At 42.3% G+C, this 18,755-nt stretch carries 16 protein-coding genes and 1 pseudogene; 13 read left to right on the plus strand and 4 right to left on the minus strand.

What is annotated here, in order from left to right; translation table 11 throughout:
* Positions 1–154: 154 nt before the first annotated feature.
* Positions 155–1,801, minus strand: a complete 1,647-nt coding sequence (locus ACNS8M_RS02770; RefSeq protein WP_168418446.1) for an acyl-CoA synthetase — start codon at positions 1,799–1,801, stop codon at positions 155–157.
* Between the two features lie 447 nt (positions 1,802–2,248).
* Positions 2,249–3,277, minus strand: a complete 1,029-nt coding sequence (locus ACNS8M_RS02775) for an AraC family transcriptional regulator (protein WP_419225094.1) — start codon at positions 3,275–3,277, stop codon at positions 2,249–2,251.
* Between the two features lie 122 nt (positions 3,278–3,399).
* Between ACNS8M_RS02775 and ACNS8M_RS02780 the strand changes: the two are divergent.
* From ACNS8M_RS02780 to ACNS8M_RS02815, 8 genes and pseudogenes are all read left to right on the plus strand, one after another.
* Positions 3,400–5,165, plus strand: a pseudogene (locus ACNS8M_RS02780) (neutral/alkaline non-lysosomal ceramidase N-terminal domain-containing protein).
* A gap of 73 nt (positions 5,166–5,238) precedes the next feature.
* Positions 5,239–6,504 (plus strand): D-arabinono-1,4-lactone oxidase, encoded by a 1,266-nt coding sequence (locus tag ACNS8M_RS02785; protein ID WP_419225095.1) that lies wholly within the window; start codon positions 5,239–5,241, stop codon positions 6,502–6,504.
* Between the two features lie 25 nt (positions 6,505–6,529).
* On the plus strand, positions 6,530–7,687 hold the full coding sequence (locus tag ACNS8M_RS02790) for an alanine racemase (RefSeq protein ID WP_419225096.1): 1,158 nt from the start codon (positions 6,530–6,532) through the stop codon (positions 7,685–7,687).
* A gap of 187 nt (positions 7,688–7,874) precedes the next feature.
* Positions 7,875–9,797, plus strand: coding sequence for a threonine--tRNA ligase (gene thrS / locus ACNS8M_RS02795; protein WP_168418447.1), 1,923 nt, complete (start codon positions 7,875–7,877; stop codon positions 9,795–9,797).
* A 5-nt stretch (positions 9,798–9,802) separates the two neighbouring features.
* Positions 9,803–10,351, plus strand: coding sequence for a translation initiation factor IF-3 (infC, locus tag ACNS8M_RS02800; protein ID WP_168418452.1), 549 nt, complete (start codon positions 9,803–9,805; stop codon positions 10,349–10,351).
* A 246-nt stretch (positions 10,352–10,597) separates the two neighbouring features.
* Positions 10,598–11,215, plus strand: coding sequence for a glutathione S-transferase N-terminal domain-containing protein (locus ACNS8M_RS02805; RefSeq protein WP_168418448.1), 618 nt, complete (start codon positions 10,598–10,600; stop codon positions 11,213–11,215).
* A gap of 74 nt (positions 11,216–11,289) precedes the next feature.
* Positions 11,290–11,574, plus strand: coding sequence for a hypothetical protein (locus ACNS8M_RS02810; RefSeq protein WP_168460804.1), 285 nt, complete (start codon positions 11,290–11,292; stop codon positions 11,572–11,574).
* 7 nt (positions 11,575–11,581) lie between these two features.
* Positions 11,582–12,010, plus strand: a complete 429-nt coding sequence (locus tag ACNS8M_RS02815; protein WP_168418450.1) for a YqaA family protein — start codon at positions 11,582–11,584, stop codon at positions 12,008–12,010.
* Positions 12,011–12,026: 16 nt separating this feature from the next.
* Here ACNS8M_RS02815 and ACNS8M_RS02820 read toward each other — a convergent pair whose 3' ends face one another.
* Positions 12,027–12,788 carry an energy transducer TonB gene (locus ACNS8M_RS02820; protein WP_171525243.1) on the minus strand — a complete coding sequence of 254 codons (762 nt, stop codon included), beginning with the start codon at positions 12,786–12,788 and terminating at the stop codon, positions 12,027–12,029.
* A 337-nt stretch (positions 12,789–13,125) separates the two neighbouring features.
* Here ACNS8M_RS02820 and rpmI point away from each other — a divergent pair, with 337 nt between their 5' ends.
* Both rpmI and rplT read left to right on the plus strand, forming a co-directional pair.
* On the plus strand, positions 13,126–13,320 hold the full coding sequence (gene rpmI, locus ACNS8M_RS02825; RefSeq protein WP_004975152.1) for a 50S ribosomal protein L35: 195 nt from the start codon (positions 13,126–13,128) through the stop codon (positions 13,318–13,320).
* Positions 13,321–13,331: 11 nt separating this feature from the next.
* Entirely contained in the window at positions 13,332–13,691 is a 360-nt protein-coding gene (rplT, locus tag ACNS8M_RS02830) for a 50S ribosomal protein L20 (RefSeq protein WP_004647525.1), read from the plus strand.
* 67 nt (positions 13,692–13,758) lie between these two features.
* On the opposite strand, the gene ACNS8M_RS02835 is transcribed toward rplT, so the two are convergent.
* A complete protein-coding gene (locus ACNS8M_RS02835) occupies positions 13,759–14,778 on the minus strand; it encodes a hypothetical protein (RefSeq protein ID WP_419225097.1) in 1,020 nt (339 codons plus the stop codon).
* Between the two features lie 160 nt (positions 14,779–14,938).
* Here ACNS8M_RS02835 and pheS point away from each other — a divergent pair, with 160 nt between their 5' ends.
* From pheS to ACNS8M_RS02850, 3 genes are all read left to right on the plus strand, one after another.
* Entirely contained in the window at positions 14,939–15,919 is a 981-nt protein-coding gene (gene pheS, locus ACNS8M_RS02840) for a phenylalanine--tRNA ligase subunit alpha (RefSeq protein ID WP_168418102.1), read from the plus strand.
* Positions 15,920–16,048: 129 nt separating this feature from the next.
* Complete coding sequence (gene pheT, locus ACNS8M_RS02845; RefSeq protein ID WP_419225098.1) at positions 16,049–18,430, plus strand: phenylalanine--tRNA ligase subunit beta; 2,382 nt, start codon at positions 16,049–16,051, stop codon at positions 18,428–18,430.
* Positions 18,427–18,723, plus strand: coding sequence for an integration host factor subunit alpha (locus ACNS8M_RS02850; RefSeq protein ID WP_004649746.1), 297 nt, complete (start codon positions 18,427–18,429; stop codon positions 18,721–18,723). Before pheT ends, ACNS8M_RS02850 begins: the two co-directional genes overlap by 4 nt.
* Positions 18,724–18,755: the final 32 nt, after the last annotated feature.

Consider the following 18,755-nt stretch of genomic DNA (forward strand, 5'->3'; position numbering starts at 1 on the left):
ATTAAGTTGAGTTAGAGCAAATCTGAAGATGGTTGTAGATTATTAACTCATTCGAAAATAAAAAAACGACTCCAAGATGAGTCGTTTTTTTATTTGGATTTGCTATGAGGATGTGTAGTGGGTACATCTTCATAGTTTTAGATTAAATTTAGCCTTAACCAAACTCTCCGACTGAACGCTCTTTGGCCCATTCACGCAATACAAACTTTTGTAATTTGCCTGTAGAGGTTTTTGGAATTTCAGTAATCACCACATCTTTTGGTACTTTAAAGCGTGCTAAGTGCTGGCTGCAATAGGCAATGATTTCTTCAGGGCTGGCCTGTTTACCGTCTTTGAGCTCGATAAAGGCACATGGTACTTCCTGCCAACGAGGGTCAGGTTTTGCTACCACTGCAGCAGTTAGCACAGCAGGGTGTTGATACAGGACTTCTTCAACTTCCAGTGACGAAATATTTTCGCCCCCTGAAATGATCACGTCTTTAGAGCGGTCAGTAATTTTGGCATAGCCGTCGGGTTGGCATACGGCTAAATCACCCGTATGGAACCAACCACCTGCAAATGCTTCTGCGGTAGCTTCTGGGTTTTTCAAATAGCCTTTCATCACGATATTGCCACGGAACATAATTTCGCCCATGGTCTTACCATCTTTGGGTACAGGTTGCATTGTTTCAGGGTCAAGAACTTTCATGCCATCCTGCAATGGATATGGCACACCCTGACGAGAATGTAACTGTGCTTGTTCCTGAATAGACAAGTCGCTCCAACCTGCTTGAGAAGCACAGAGTGCAGATGGGCCATAAGTTTCAGTCAGGCCATAAACGTGAGTAACATTAATGCCAATATTGCGCATACCTTCAATAATTGCGGCTGGTGGTGCAGCACCTGCTACCATGACTTCTACACGGTGGTCAAACTGGGTCTTTTTCTCATCTGGGGTGTTAATTAACATCGATAAGACAATTGGTGCACCGCAGAAATAATCGACTTTGTGTTCTGCAATCAGTTTGAAAATCAGTTCAGGGTCGACTTTACGCAAGCAGATATTGGTACCACCATTGGCGGCCATGGTCCACGCAAAACACCAGCCGTTACAGTGGAATAAAGGTAGCGTCCATAAGTATTTGGCACGCGGTGTCATACCACAGGCAATGATATTACTTGCTGCATTAATATATGCACCACGATGATGGTAAACCACGCCTTTCGGGTTGCCTGTGGTGCCTGATGTGTAATTTAGACTAATCGCATCCCATTCATCTTGCGGTAAATGCCATTCAAAATTCGGATCACCCGCTGCGAGCCATGTTTCGTATTCAATTTGTCCGATGCTAAGGGCATTCGTAGCATGTTCGTATTCTGCGTCGCTGACATCAATGACATAAATTTCATGCGTTACCATTGCCAAGGCTTCCTGCGCCAAGGCTGCAAATTCAGGGTCAACCAAAAGTACTTTGGATTCAGCATGATCTAGCATAAATGCCAGTGTTTTGGCATCTAAGCGGGTATTTAAAGTATTTAACACTGCCCCCGCCATAGGTACGGCAAAATGTGCTTCCAACATAGCAGGAACATTCGGGAGCAGCACCGAAACAGTATCGTTTTTGCTAATGCCTAATTGTTGAAGTTGATGGGCAAATTGGCAGCAGCGCAAATAGGTTTCACGCCATGTGATTTGGCGAGAACCATGAATAATCGCATTTTGATGTGGGTAAATATAAGCCGCCCGTTCTAAGTAACGTAAAGGGGACAAGGCTACAAAATTGGCGGGTGTACGCGGTAATTCATCGTATGCGCTGACCATTGTTATTCTCCATATATGTCGTTATTTTATCCAGCAGAGGGTCTGCTGACATTTCATGAATGGCTTGCGCTGTAGGCTAAAACTGAGCAGATCAGGCATGAAACGCAGGGAATAGCGAGACTATTGCCAAGTTTCATAACGCAATCTGAGAAAGTTTTAGCCACAGTCCTTTGGAACAAGCATATTTTTTGCTGCTATTACGTTATGAGTCAGTTATTTAGATGATTAAATTTCCTGCCTCATGCCTTATATCAGCTAAAAAATATGCGTTGTCGCAAACATGGATGAATTGGCAACAGACCCTAAAAGATAGGGATTTTATGGCAGCTTTGCAGTTATGCTTTAGTCGAAATCCTGTTGTTTTTATTTTTGTTCGCTTGTAAGTCGGTTTAAATAATGAGTGAAGTAAAATTTAACTTTTTGTTTTTCTTTAAGAATAATCAGTGTTTATGGTGTGATCTGATTTTTATACAGTGAAGGGCTGAGTCCTGTCCATCGTTTAAAGGCACGTCTAAATTCACGCAATTCACTAAAGCCCAGTTGCTGACTGACTTCACTAATGGAAAGGGATTGTTGTAGCAGTTGTTTGGCTTTATTTTCTAAAACACGTTGTCTTAAATTTTGGAAACTACAGCCCTCAGTTGAAAGCTGTCTGCGCAAATGTCTTTCACTCATTTGAAAATGCTGCGCTGCTTGCGTCATATCAAAATGCTGCGGTAAATGCTGCTCAATCAGATAACTTAGTACATGTGCATATTGCTGCTGATTAATCGCCTGCATATCTTGCAATGCCATTTGGCAGACACGCATAGCGGTGCTGTAGTTGGCAGCACTTGCGGTTTTAATGTTACGGGTAAAAATTTCAGGACGAAATACCAGTGCATTCATGTGTGATGAAAAATGCAAAGGACATTGATAATGTGCGTGATAAGCATCTAAATGCGCAGGTTTGGCAAAACTAAAATGTACTTCGAGCAAATCTTGATGATCCCCCAACATCACATCTAAACAGCTAATAATACTGGACAGGGCTTCATCGCAGAAAAAGCGCAACAACTGACCTGTAGGGTAGCGCTCTTTGATGACTAACATGGGATGGTTAGAGGAAAAATCATAATCCAAGTCCATTACGCTGCCTGAAATTGGATGGTATTGCAGTCCTGTCTGTAGCGCTTCCACAATATTTTGACTGGAGATCATGGCAAAACCAAGCATGCCCATGGAAATCAGCCCTTTGTCACGTCCAATTTCTAAGCCTAAATGCTCGCATTGGGTGTCTTGTAGCGCACGTGTTGCAACCTTACAAATGTCTTGAAATGAAATAAAACCATGACCTTGATCAATTTGAGTTACATCTAAGGCTATGCCTTCAAACCAATGCTGATATGTAAGCTGTTGCTCTTTAGCATAGTGAATTAAACCCGAAAGCAAAGCAGGGGGTACATGTTGCAGTAAATGGTTTGATGTGGGTGACATAAGTCCGATTACCCCCCCCTAGGTCTTGTTAATTTAACCCTTATAGGTATGTAGCCAATTTTGTTTCAATGCGATTGCACTATGTTGTGGCTGATTGTATCGATGAAAGGGAATGCATAGCAATGTATTTGGTGGGTTGGGATAAACAGGAAATTTACATTCAGCCAAAAGGTTTGGCAATGTTTGGCTATGGCACTTGGAAGCATCGTGCTTATGATAAAAGAACCGCTTTATTTGCCCGTAGCATTTGTATTCAAACTTTAGACAATGATTTGTTGATTTTTTGCTGTTTGGATATGGGCTGTGTGACTTATGCCATGCGTAGTCTTGCTGTGCAGCATTTGCAACATAAACTGGGTGAGCGTTTTCAGGCACAGCGTTTTATTTTAATGGCAACACATATCCATTCAGCTCCTGGCGGCTGCGGTTATGAAGCTCTCTATAATATGCCAACTCTAGGCTTTGTACCCGAACATTTAAATGCAGTGGTCGATGCAATTGTTAGTAGTGTAATTAAAGCCTTAGCCACACAGAAAAAAACCGATATTTACATGAGTAAGGGCTGCTTTGATGAAGGCACTCCAGTGGCATGGAATCGAGCTTTGGACTCTTACAACCGTAACCCTGATATCAGCCGAAAAAATCCTGAGCAATGTCATTTAGCGGTCGATCGTGACATGCAATTGCTTGGCTTTTATAGAGAGGGTGCGTTACAGGCAGTCTTTTCTTTATTTGGTGTGCATGCGACTTGTTTAAGCAGTCGTTTGAGTGCACATGACGGTGACAATAAAGGCTATGCTGCAACTTGCACAGAACGGGTATTACAGCAGCGTGGAGTGAAAAATCCTGTCGCTATTTTTGCGCAGGCTGCCGCTGGTGATGTTTCACCGCATTATCATGGGCCTGAACAGTCACAGATACGCGCTGCAATCTGTGGTGAAAAAGAATACGAATATGCGCAGCAAAATGGCCGCTATCAAAGTGAGTTGGCACTGAAAGCATTGGAACATCACAGCACACCGTTAGTGGGTGAGTTAGATGCAGTATGTAGCTATGTCGATTTAAGTAATATTGAAATTCCTGCAGAATTTGCGATGGGACAAACCCAAGCAAAAACCAGTGCTGCCTGTCATGGTGCTGCTTTTTTTGCAGGGACACCTGTAGATGGTGCAGGGGTTGCCCAACCTATTATGAAAGCCATGCAATGGCTGGCACAGCGTGAAAAAAAGAAAAAACTAAGCAAAACGCATGCGGCAGATTATAGTGACTATCAAGCCTTATATGAATCTCAAGGGCCAAAGGATATTGTGCTGGACTGTGGTTCTAAAACCATTTTTGGTAAAGTCCTGACCCATTATCCTAAATTTCTAGATCGGCTGATTGCTGAAATGCATCGACAGGTCAGTGCAGGTGCGATTGAGCAAAATCTGTTGGTTCCGAATATTGTGCCGTTGCAACTGATTAAAATTGGACATTTGAATATCCTGTGTTGTCCGGGCGAGATCACCACGGTTGCCGCTAAACGCCTGAAAGCCACGGTTCAACATTGCTTGGCAGATAATCAGAAGGTGTGGTTAGCATCTTACTGCAATGACTATATGGGTTATGTCACCACCTATGAGGAATACCAACAACAAGCCTATGAGGGGGGCATACGTTATACGGACAGTGGACACTGGCCGCATTACAGACTAAATTCCAGTATTTAGCCCAACAATTAAATTTACCAGCGGCACAGCGGGATGCGCAAACTAATCTACCACCCGATGTGCCACAGCACGAATTAGAAAAAAGAACTTATCAAGCTTATTCAAACAACAAAAATGGATCTGCAAAGGTGTTCCATGTGAAACATGAGCACAGTGAAAACAAAGGGATGGAGCTATGAAACTGTAGTAAGCATGCATAAATTTTGAATGCGAGGTAATAAAAATAATGGAAACGCAGAAAAAGGAAATAGCATGAGACAGCGTTGGAGTAACTGGTCAGGTGGGCAACAGGCTCACCCTGACTTTTTACAACCGAAAAATTTGGATGATCTAAAAAAAATTGTGCTCAAGCACGACAAAATTAGAATGGTGGGCGCGGGACACTCTTTTAGTCCTTTGGCAAAAACCGATGATGTGATGATCAATTTAGATCACATTCAGGGGGTGCATAATTTTGATGAGCGAAAAAACCAATGCACCTTATATGCAGGCACTCGTTTATATAAATTAGGTGAATGTTTAGCACCTATTCATCAAGCCTTACAAAATCAGGGTGATATCGACCATCAAAGTTTGGCAGGTGTGGTCGCGACAGGAACGCACGGCACAGGGGTTGATTTACCTTGCTTGTCTGCATTGGTTGCCGACTTTGAGTTACTGACAGCACAGGGTGATGTATTGCATTGCTCACCTGAACAAAATGCCGAAATATTTGAAGCTGGGCGGGTGGCTTTGGGCAGTTTGGGTATTATGACTAAAATTACCTTACAAAACCGTCCACGCTATAAGCTTAAAGAACACATGCGCTTATGTGCATTAAATGATATTTATCAATATATTGATCGTTGGAAACATCAACATCGCCATATTGAGTTTTGGGCATTTTTGCACAGCGATCAGGTCATTTTAAAAACCTTAGATGAAAGTCGTGGTTTGACTGAGCCACGTCCACAGCACTGGTTGTCTGAAGATCGTCTATTGACTTTCTGTTCGGAAATGACACGCTTATTTCCTGCATTAAACCCATATTTACAGTCTTTGCTTGGTGTATTTATCAAGCCTTCCACACATGTAGATTGGTCGAACCAAATTTTTCCTACACCGCGCAATACCAAATTTAACGAAATGGAATATCAATTGCCTGCTGAACAAGGTCTGGCCTGCTTGCAAGAGTTACTCGCGGTGTTGAAAAAGCAACGGGTTGCCATGTTCTTCCCCATCGAATTTCGTTATGTCAAAGGTGATGATATTTGGTTGAGTCCGTTTTATGGGCGTGATTCTGTGTCTATTTCGATTCATCAGTTTTACAAGCAAGACTGCCAGCATGTTTTTAAATGGGTTGAGCCAATTTTGCAAAAATATCAGGGGCGCCCGCACTGGGGTAAATTGCATACTTTGCAGGCAAATCAGCTCCGTGAGCTATATCCAAAATGGGATGATTTTATGCAGCTACGTCAGCGACTCGATTCTGAACAAAAATGGATGAATCCACATTTAACCGAACTTTTCCTACACTGAAGTTGTGTATGATGCGAGGGTGAAAATGTCAGTGCATTATTTTCAAAAAATGACCCAGCACTTGCAGCAGCAGGGTACTGGCTTGCCACAGTTGATTGTGGATGTTGAGCGTTTTCAACAAAACCTAAATTTTGTTGCAGCGCAACTGCCTGCACAGTTACAACCTAGATTAGTGGTCAAATCTTTGGCATGCCTAAACTTGTTGCAACAGGCCAGTCAGCATCTGAATACACAGCGTTTCATGCTGTTTCATTTGCCGCAAATAGATTACATCGCGCAACAATTTCCTCAGGCAGATGTACTACTAGGTAAACCAATGCCACTGCGGGCAGTTGAGCATTTTTATCAGCAAGTGCAGTCATCTCATTTGAATATTCAGTGGCTGATTGATCAGCCTGAGCGTTTGCAGCAATATTTAAATCTCGCACAGCGTTTTCAACTTTGCTTAAAGATTAATATTGAAATTGACATTGGTTTACACCGTGGTGGTGTGCAAGATCATGCCACCTTTGTGCAAATGCTGGAATTGATTCAGCAACACCCCGAACATTTAAAATTTTCAGGTTTGATGGGTTATGACGCACATGTGACCAAATTGCCGAATGTGTTTCAATTGCAAGCCAAAGCCTATCAAGATTCGCAACAGCAATACCGACACTATAAGCAGCTGATTCAAGATCATTTTCCTGAATTGTGGCACGACAACTTATGCTTTAACGGTGGCGGTAGCCTGACCTTTATGCAACATTGTCAGCAAAGTGAGTGTAATGATTTAGCTTTTGGTTCCATGTTGCTCAAACCCAGTGATTTCGACCTGAACGGTTTGTCTACTTTGCAATGCGCACTTTGGATTGCTACACCTGTATTGAAAGTTTTGCCGCAGGTACAAGTACCGGGTTTAGACCGTTTACAGCCCTATTTGCCGCAGCGTGATCAAGCTGTATTTGTCTATGGCGGTTATTGGTTGGCAGATTATATTTATCCTGCGGACAGTCATCCGCATGCCTTATATGGTCGCAGTAGCAATCAAGAGCTGATTCAAGTGCCAAAAAATCATCAAATTTATATAGATGATTATGTATTTTTACGCCCCCAGCAGAGTGAAGCGATCTTGCCGCAGTTTGCTGTGGTCTATGCTTATACACAGGGACAATGGGACTTATGGCCTTGCTTTAGTGAATAAAACAGAGGAAAACATGATTCTTTGGCTTTTTTAAGTCACAAAGGTTTAAACCTGTACCCAAGCCGTGTAAAATTTAAGGCGCTTTTTATTTATACACCGTTTTTATCTTTTGAGGGTCTCCCTTAATCATAATCTCGCGGTGATATGCTCCATGGTACGGGGCATCACTCCTTAAGGATTTTTATCTATGCCTATTATCACTTTGCCAAATGGCGATCAAAAACAGTTTGATCAAGCCGTATCTGTGATGGAAGTTGCTCAAAGCATCGGTCCAGGTCTTGCCAAAAATACAGTTGCTGGACGCGTCAATGACCGTTTGGTAGATGCTTGTGATTTAATCACCGAAGATGCAACTTTACAAATTATCACGCCAAAAGATGAGGAAGGCGTAGAAATTATCCGTCACTCATGTGCGCACTTGGTGGGGCATGCTGTAAAGCAGCTTTTCCCAGAAGCAAAAATGGTGATTGGTCCTGTTATTGAAGAAGGTTTCTACTACGACATTTGGATGCCACGTCCATTTACCTTAGATGACTTGGCTGCTATCGAAGAGCGCATGAAAAAGCTCATCGACCAAGACTATGATGTCGTGAAAAAAATGACCCCGCGTGATGAAGTGATTGCAGAATTTACCGCACGTGGCGAAGAATATAAATTACGTTTGATTGCAGATATGCCAAACGAAACCCAAATGGGCTTGTACTATCACCAAGACTATTTGGATATGTGTCGTGGTCCACACGTACCGAACACTAAATTCTTAAAATCATTTAAATTGACCAAAATCTCGGGTGCTTACTGGCGCGGAGATGCGAAAAACGAACAGTTACAACGTATTTATGGTACGGCTTGGGCAGACAAAAAGCAGCTTGCAGCCTACATCAAACGTATTGAAGAAGCTGAAAAGCGCGACCACCGTAAAATTGGTAAAGCATTAGACTTGTTCCACATGCAGGAAGAAGCACCAGGTATGGTGTTCTGGCATCCAAATGGCTGGACGATTTATCAAGTACTTGAGCAATACATGCGTAAAGTACAGCAAGAAAATGGTTACTTAGAAATTCGCACCCCGCAAGTGGTCGATTTCACCTTATGGGAAAAATCAGGACATGCTGCCAACTATGCAGATAACATGTTCACTACCCATTCTGAAAACCGTAACTATGCGGTAAAACCAATGAACTGCCCATGTCACGTACAAGTCTTTAACCAAGGGCTAAAGTCGTATCGTGATTTGCCAATTCGTCTGGCAGAATTTGGTTCATGTCACCGTAATGAGCCATCGGGTTCATTGCACGGCATTATGCGTGTACGTGGCTTTACTCAAGACGATGCACACATTTTCTGTACCAAAGAACAAATTGGGCCTGAAGTTGCAGACTTCATTCAACTGACTTTAGATGTTTATAAAGACTTCGGTTTTGAAGATGTGCAAATGAAGCTATCTACACGTCCTGAAAAACGTGTAGGCGATGATGCACTGTGGGATATGGCAGAAAAATCTTTGGCAGATGCTTTAGATGCTGCAGGTTTGGAATGGGAGTTACAACCGGGCGAAGGCGCGTTCTACGGTCCGAAAATTGAATTCTCACTCAAAGACTGCTTAGGTCGTGTGTGGCAATGTGGTACAATTCAATGTGACTTTAACTTGCCTGAACGTTTAGAGGCATCTTATGTCACTGAAGACAATGATCGTGATCAGCCTGTAATGTTGCACCGCGCAATTCTTGGCAGTTTTGAGCGATTTATTGGTATACTTATTGAGCACTATGCAGGCTTTATGCCACCATGGTTAGCGCCAGTGCAAGCTTGTGTGATGAATATTACAGATTCACAAGCTGCTGCAAGTGAACAGGTCGTCGCAAAACTTAAAGAAAACGGTATTCGTGCTATTTCTGACTTGAGAAATGAGAAAATCGGCTTTAAGATTCGTGAGCGTACATTAGAGCGTATTCCATATTTATTGGTACTTGGGGACCGTGAAGTGGAAGAGGGTACTGTAAACGTGCGTACTCGCTCAGGAACAAATTTGGGTACTATGTCAATTGATGCTTTCATTGACCTAGTGAAAACAGCCGTCGCAGAACGCGGCCGGTATATTGTGGAGTAACAGCGATTAAACAGCCTGACCGTAATCAACAGGGCGGAAAATCTAACCGTCCTGCTTTGAATGATGAAATTCGTGCAAAAGAAGTCCGTCTTGTAGACGAAAATGGTGAGCAAAAAGGGATTGTAAGCTTAGCTGATGCATTGCGTGCAGCCGAAAGCGTAGACCTTGATTTGGTGGAAATTGTGGCAAATGCCGAACCACCAGTTTGTAAAATCATGGACTTTAACAAGCATTTGTTTGATCTAAAGCAAAAGCAGAAAGAAGCGAAGAAAAAACAGCATCAAGTACAGGTGAAAGAAATCAAACTCCGCCCTGCGACTGATGTTGGTGATTACAACGTAAAATTACGTGCAATTATCAAATTCCTTGAAGAAGGGAACAAGGTAAAAATCACTTTACGCTTCCGTGGTCGTGAAATGGCTCACCAACAGTTAGGTTTGGCTCAATTGCAAAAAGTTGAAGCAGATGTAACCGAATATGGTGTAGTTGAACAAGCACCAAAAATGGAAGGTCGTCAAATGGGTATGTTACTTGGACCGAAAAAGAAAAAGTAACCTCATCTTGAACTGAAAAAAGCACTGCAGCATCGCAGTGCTTTTTTTATGCCTGGAAGAAAAATTGTATTGATTCCTATTTATAAGGTACATCAAAATTAAAGCATCAAATTGTATGGAGCAAGGCAGGTTAAGTCAGCAAAAATCTCTACAGTACAGAGCGCAATAGCAAAGTAAAACATGCTATAAATGAATTCGCAGCAAAATAATGCCCACCCAAAAGTAAAAAATAGTGAAGGATAGAACATGATTGATCTTTATTATTGGGGTACGCCCAACGGTCACAAAATTACCATCGCACTGGAAGAAATGGGTTTGGAATATCAAATTTTCCCCATCAATATTTCGGAAAATGATCAGTTCCAGCCAGACTTTTTGAAAATTTCACCAAATAATAAAATTCCTGCCATCGTAGATCAGCAAGGACCGCGTGGTGAGCCAATTTCTGTATTTGAGTCGGGTGCAATTTTGCAATATCTTGGGCGTAAAACAGGTATGTTCTACCCAACCGATGAGCAAGAGCGGGTAGAAGTGGAGCAATGGCTTATGTGGCAAATGGGTGGCTTTGGCCCAATGCTGGGGCAAAATCATCACTTTAACCGCTATGCGCCTGAAAAAATTCCTTATGCAATTGAACGTTATATTAATGAGTCCAAGCGTTTATATGGGGTATTGAATAAGCAATTAACTGGGCAAAAGTTTGTGGCAGGTGAGTATTCAATTGCAGATATGGCTATTTTACCGTGGGCATTAAGCCATGAATGGCAAAGTATCAACTTAGAAGATTTTCCGTACGTGAAAGATTACGTTACACGTTTAACAGCACGACCTGCGGTGCAGAAGGCATTGAGTATTCAAGTTTAAAACAAGTTTTATGCTAAGATGCTCAGCCACCTGATGAGACATAATTTTCAGGTGGCTTTTTTATTGGATGTGTTATGCAAGAATTTTTTCTCAACTTCACCAAAATTGTTGAAAATAATGCCAAAGTATATTGGAGCATTATTATTGGAATCGTGAGTTGCCTCATGCTTTTTGTGGCAGAAGCATTTCATGTGCAAAACTTGATTAGTACTTTAAATAGTACAGATCAACAAGTGTTACGTGCTGCAATTGAACCGATCACTCAACGTTATACATGGGCACGTGCGGTTTTGATTCTATTGTGTATTATTTGGGCAAACATAGAATACCGTAAAACCAAACAGGCTTTAGGGCTTTAATTTTTTGATGGCTTGGTCGCTGCTGGGTTTATTCCTATCTGCCTTTGGTGCTGCCACGTTATTACCACTACAATCTGAAGCGGTATTACTTGGACTGTTATTTGAAGGCCGCTATGCACCTATATGGCTGATTACTGTTGCGAGTTTAGGCAATATTTTAGGCTCTTGTGTGAACTGGTATTTGGGACTACGTCTGGAGCATTATAAAAATAAAAAGTGGTTTCCTGTTTCGGCTACACAACTTGAAAAGGCACAGCGCACCTACGCCAAATTTGGATTTTGGTCTTTGTTGCTCAGTTGGGTGCCCATCATTGGTGATCCGATTACCCTGATCGCAGGCCTGATGAAAGAAAACTTTGCCCGTTTTGTGTTGATGGTCAGTCTGGCCAAAATCGGGCGTTATTTGTTTATTTATGTCGCTTATACTTGGGTCTAACGCTGAATGATGGCAGTTATTCTTGAGCAGTCAATTCATCACAAGTATCTAAATCAAAGTAAATTTCATCTTTCAATTTTGACTTTTTGTAGAGCCAAAATTTACGTGGTACTTCAACTTGTGCGCTTTTAACAGCAGCTAACACCTGTTGATCAAGCGCATACTGACCAGAACCTTTAGTGATTTTTGCTGTTTTTACTTGCCCGTGTTTATTTATTTTAAATTGAAACTTCACGGTGCGTGAATGATCTTTTAGTGCATCTGCACTTAAGTTGAGCTGTGGCTGACTGCGATACTGAAAAGCAACTTTTTGCTGTTGTTGCTGTGCTAACCAGTTTTTAGATTCAAAGGCAAATTGACAATCTTCAGATGAATTATCCTGAAATCTTAAATTAAAGCTTTGAAAACCAATTGTTGCAACCGCAGTATCATCTACATAATGCGGCTGAATTTCTGCGGCAAGCACTGCTTGAAGCAAGATGTTATCGAGCTTTTTAAGCCCAGTACTTTCCTGAATTGTGGCTTGACGGATTTTACCGGTTTCGTCTGCATGAATACGTACAATTGCTGCGCGGTTTTGTTGATTCAGGTCTTCATTTTTATATTGTGGTTGTGGGAAAGTACGCCACGCCAAACGGGTTGTTAAATGCGCGGGCAGGGCTGCACTTTTTTGAACCTGTAGATTGGTTTGAGTTGGAACCGACTGCACCTGTTTGGCATAAATCGGTGATGTTGCAAGGCCAAGCAATAGGGAGAAACACAAAGATTGTTTGATCATTTTTACGGTCTTTTTATCGAACACAAGCCGATGCGAAGTATTGATGTAAATTGTGGTAATCGCAAGAGAAAATCTAGTCAGAATGATTAATTTAATGAAGATTTTGCATGTGCTGATTGAGCAAAGTTTGCTTTGAACTAAATTTTGTATAGCAAGACACAATTTGTGATGTGTAGGTAGAATGGGCTGCTATACGTTAAGCAGAAGAAGCACAATTATTTATTTGGCCTAGGTGCTTTTGTTTTGAGCAGAGATGCTTTAGAATACTCGCTCCCTTACCTGCAGGTCGTTTTTGCAATGGTGCAGACGTGCCGAACAGGTGTTTAAAGAGGTTGTTATGGCTAAGTTAAAAACTCGCCGTGGTGCAGCTAAACGTTTTAAAGCGACTGCTAACGGTTTCAAGCGTAAACAAGCGTTCAAACGCCACATTTTGACCAAAAAATCTGCTAAACGTATCCGTCAATTGCGCGGCTGTGTAATGGTTCACGTAAGTGACGTTGCTGCTGTTCGTGCTATGTGCCCATACATCTAAGGAGATTATAAATGGCTCGTGTAAAACGTGGTGTACAGGCTCATCGCCGTCATAAAAAAATTCTTGCTCGTGCTAAAGGTTACTATGGCGCTCGTTCACGCGTATATCGCGTAGCGTTCCAAGCGGTAATCAAAGCAGGTCAATACGCTTACCGTGACCGTCGTCAAAAGAAACGTCAATTCCGTGCTTTATGGATTGCGCGTATCAATGCGGGTGCTCGTCAAAATGGTTTATCGTACAGCCGTATGATCGCTGGCTTGAAAAAAGCTCAAGTGATTATCGACCGTCGCGTACTTGCTGACATCGCTATGCATGACGCAGTTGCATTTGCTGCTTTAGCTTCAAAAGCTAAAGATGCATTAGCTGCATAAGTCTTTTTTAAGACTAAAAAAAAGACCGCATTTGCGGTCTTTTTTATGCTCAAAATTTATGACTGGCTTATAAGCCAAAATAGTAAGCCGCAGCACAAATTACCACGGTAATTAAAATCAGTTTAATTACCGCAGATGCACCGACTTTATGTGATGCAGGGTGTTTAGGTGAGGGAGTCGACATTGTGCTTGCAGGCGGTGTAGTTGTATTTGTAAATGGGTCGGGAGTTTGTGCGGGCGTGAGTCGGGCAGTCTGATAATGATTAGCCACTTTGGTAATGAACTTGGCATGTAAATCATCAATTTTTTGTGAAAAATGGCGTAAATTGAGCTGTTCACTTGGCTCAAATTCAGTGCCATTGGCGTGATAAGGATGTTGTATTTTATTTTGAATGTGCTGATCTAGCGCCTCTAAACAATGCAGCATGTCGTGGGCATAATCTGCTGGATAATCGGCTGGAATGACCGCCAAAGCATGCACTTGCGGAAAATCAACAGTCGCATCTGTTCCTAAATAGGGGCGTGATGGTTCAGGTTGAATGAAGTCTGCAGCAACGTTATTTTGCAACAACTCTGTGCGAATAAAGCGATCAATTTCATCCCAATTGGGTGCTGCAAAATCTACATCAAGCTGTTTGGCGAGTTTGTGATTTAACTGATAACGCCACATGACTTCCTGACGCAGTTCACTTTGTTGGGTCGCAGGTGCAATATAGTCTTGTTCTGCGCTGTACCATTCGGCAAGTTCTTTGCCAAAAATCCAAGCATGTTTATGTTGTGCTTCATGACTCACAATAAAATGTGAAAAAGGCAGGAGTTCAACATTTGGGTTTGGATTTTTTTCTTCGTTTAAAATGCTAGAGCTGTGCAAGCTGAGGCGTTGTACACCTTGTTGTTTCAGGTGTTCTAACCAAATTTGAAAATGCTGCGCCAATAAATGTTGCGATAATAAATCACGGAACTGAATTTGATGCTGGTTAAAAATGTGATGCTTTAACCAATGATTAAAACTTAAATCCTGAGCCAAAAATTCATTGCCGTAAGTCACAAGGGCGAGTTGTTGTTTCCAAATTTGATCGAGCGCCATAATGTTGAAATCTCATGGTGATTGGCTTTATCTTATACTTTTTATATTTCAGGATGCTAATCTAATTTTCATTGCATCGAAGCTTCATCAAAGCGACTAAAAACTGTTAGAATACGGGGTTTTTAAATTATTTCTAATATTGTTGCTTTTGAGAGTTACTATGTCACTGGAAGCCCTGACCAATGAAGCGCTCGCTGCAATTGCAGCAGCAGAGGACCTTGCTACACTCGACCAGGCGCGAGTGCAATTTACGGGGAAGAAAAGCCAGCTTGCGGAACAATCCAAAGCACTGGGTAAAATGGACCCTGAACAGCGTAAGGAATTTGGTGCTCAAATTCATGCGGTACGTGAAGCAATCAACGCGGCTTTAACGGCACGCCAAACTGAATTACAACAAGCTGCTTTGGCAGAAAAACTTGCCAATGAAACAGTTGATATTACTTTACCTGGCCGTGGTCAAAGTGTGGGCAGTATTCACCCAGTGACGCAGGTACAAGAACGTATTTGCCAATTCTTTACTAAAGCTGGTTTTACTGTTGCGACAGGTCCAGAAGTTGAAGATGACTATCACAACTTTGAAGCGTTGAATATTCCAGGACATCACCCTGCACGTGCCATGCACGACACTTTTTACTTTGATGTAAATCATTTATTGCGTACCCATACTTCAGGTGTGCAGATTCGTACCATGGAAAATCAACAACCGCCTATTCGTATTGTTTGTCCAGGTCGTGTCTATCGCTGTGACTCAGACCAAACACATTCGCCAATGTTCCATCAAATTGAAGGCTTATACGTGGCGGAAAATACCAGTTTTGCAGAACTCAAAGGCTTGTTAATTAACTTGCTCAATGAATTCTTTGAAAAAGACTTAAAAGTCCGTTTCCGCCCATCTTACTTCCCATTTACGGAGCCAAGTGCAGAAGTAGACATTATGGATGAGCGTGGCCGCTGGTTAGAAGTTTTGGGCTGCGGTATGGTGCATCCAAATGTATTGCGAGCTTCAGGCATCGACCCAGAAAAATACAAAGGTTTTGCTTTTGGTCTAGGGGTAGAGCGTTTTGCGATGTTACGTTATGGCATCAATGACTTGCGTATGTTCTACCAAAATGATGTGCGTTTCTTACGCCAGTTTGCTTAAACGAATTTATACCTCTCCCTGACCTCTCCTAAAAGGAGAGGGGTTGTCCATCTATGACACAGGGTGCTTCTTCTTTGAAAAGAGGGGGCAGAGGGGATTCAAAATTTAGATTTATAGGTTTTTTACAAAATGAAAATTAGCGAAAATTGGCTACGCACATGGGTAAACCCAGCCATCGATAGTGAAAAACTATCCGATCAATTGACCATGTTGGGTCTTGAAGTGGATGACTTGTCTCCAGCAGCAAAGCCATTTACAGGCGTTGTTGTGGGTGAAGTACTGACAGTTGAACAGCACCCTGATGCAGACCGTTTACGTGTTACCACTGTGAACATTGGTTCAGGCGAGCCATTACAGATCGTTTGTGGTGCACCAAACGTACGTGCAGGTATGAAAGCACCTGTAGCAACGATTGGCGCAGTATTACCTGGCGATTTTAAAATTAAAAAAGGTAAATTGCGTGGTGTGGAATCACAGGGGATGCTCTGCGGTGCATCAGAAATTGACCTTGAAGATAAACTTGATGGTTTATTGGAATTACCTGCAGATGCACCTGTAGGTGTTAATGTTCGTGAATATCTTGACTTAGATGACAATGTCATCGACATCAGCATTACCCCAAACCGTGGTGACTGTTTTAGTATTCGTGGTATCGCTCGTGAAATTGCGGTAATTAACCAATTGGCTGTAAATACTCCTGAAATTCAGGCTGTGGCAGCAACCATTAGCGATGAAAAAACTGTGCAAAGCCTAACCGAAGGTTGCCCACGTTATTTAGGTCGTGTAATTAAAAATGTGAATACCAAAGCGGCGACACCAGAATGGATGGAACGCGCGTTGGCACGCTCAGGAATTCGTCAGCACAGCATTTTGGTGGATATTACCAACTATGTGCTGATTGAACTGGGTCAGCCTATGCATGCCTTTGATGGTGCGAAAGTGCAAGGTGGTATTCAGGTTCGCATGGCGAATGCTGCAGAAAAACTGGTGCTTTTAAACGAACAAGAAGTTGAGTTTCAAGAAGATGTGATGGTGATTGCCGATGACGAAAAAGTCTTGGCGATGGCTGGCATTATGGGGGGCTTATCTTCTGCAGTCAGCGATGAAACCACAGAAATATTCCTTGAATCTGCATTCTTTGCACCGTTGCATATTGTGGGTCGCGCACGTCGTTTTGGTTTACATACCGACGCATCACAGCGTTATGAACGTGGTGTAGATTTTGAATTGCCATTATTGGCCATGCATCGTGCATCACAGCTTATTGCTGAATTGGCTGGTGGTGAGTTTGGCCCTATTACAGTGGCAGAACAAGCATCTCAATTGCCTACACGCTCTGCAATTGAATTAAATCAGGCGCAGGTAGATCAATTGCTTGGTTATAGTGTCGATGCTGCATTCATTGCCGATGCCTTAAAACGTTTAGGCTGTGAAGTAACTGTTCAGGCAGAAGGTCAGTGGAGCGTCGTACCGCCATCACACCGTTTCGACATGGCGATTTATCAAGACCTGATTGAAGAAATCGCACGTATTCACGGTTATGACAATATCCAAATTAGTTTGCCTGTGATTGATGTGCAATTGGCGAAATATCAAGACCAATTTGAGGTTGGTCAATTACGTCAAACTGCAGTGACTTTGGGTTACCAAGAAGCGATTAGTTTTAGCTTTGCTGATGCAAAATTGGAAAAACAGCTCAACCCTGCAGTAAATCCGTTGGCATTGGCAAATCCAATTTCTAGTGATTTAGCTGTGATGCGTTCGACTTTATTGTCTAGTTTGATTCCATGTGTACAGTACAACGTGAATCGTCAGCAAAACCGTGTACGTTTCTTTGAATTAGGTCTACGTTTTGATTATCAAAATGCCAGCAGCATTCACGATTTAAAACAAATTCCAACCTTCGCCTTGATTGCGGTTGGTGCGAAAGCAGCAGAATCTTGGCATGCCAAAGCTCAGCCAATGGATTTCTTTGATTTCAAAGGGGATATCGAAGAAATTTTAGCTGCAGGTCGAGTGCAGGTAGAGTATGTGCGTTCTGAACGTGCATGGTTACACCCAGGTCAGTCAGCTGAAATTATGGTCAATGGTCAGTCTATTGGTTACTTCGGACGTTTACATCCATCTTTGGAAGATGAGTTGGATTTAGGCATTACTTGGGTGGCAGAGCTTGATCAAGCAGCAGTTTTGCAAACTTATGTATCTAATTTTACAGAATTATCACGTTTTCCATCGGTTAGACGTGATATTGCGCTTTTAATTAGTGATAAGATAAATGTAAGCGAAATTCAGCAACTTATTGAAAAAACAGGTGGAGCGCTGTTAGACTCAACTTGGTTATTCGATGTGTATACTGGACAAGGTGTTGAACAAGGCAAGCGTTCTTTAGCATTTGCGTTGTTGTGGCAACACCCAACACGTACACTTGAAGATGCTGAAATTAAATCTGGTATGGATAACATTCTGCAAGTGTTGGAAAACACTTACCAAGCGACATTGAGGGCTTCATGACAGCATTAACAAAAGCAGAAATGGCTGATCATTTAAGTGAGCTCACGAGTTTAAACCGCCGTGAAGCGAAACAAATGGTCGAGTTATTTTTTGATGAGATCAGCCAAGCACTGATCTCTGGCGAGCAAGTTAAACTTTCAGGGTTTGGCAACTTCGAGTTACGTGATAAACGTCAACGACCTGGTCGCAACCCGAAAACGGGCGAAGAAATTCCAATTTCAGCACGCCGTGTCGTCACATTCCGCGCAGGGCAGAAATTCCGCCAGCGTGTGGGAAATGAGCAGATCGATTGATCTGCTTTTTTTTATGTCTTAATTCTGCGTTA

This window comes from Acinetobacter sp. A2 (assembly GCF_048537555.1).
Lineage (GTDB): Bacteria > Pseudomonadota > Gammaproteobacteria > Pseudomonadales > Moraxellaceae > Acinetobacter.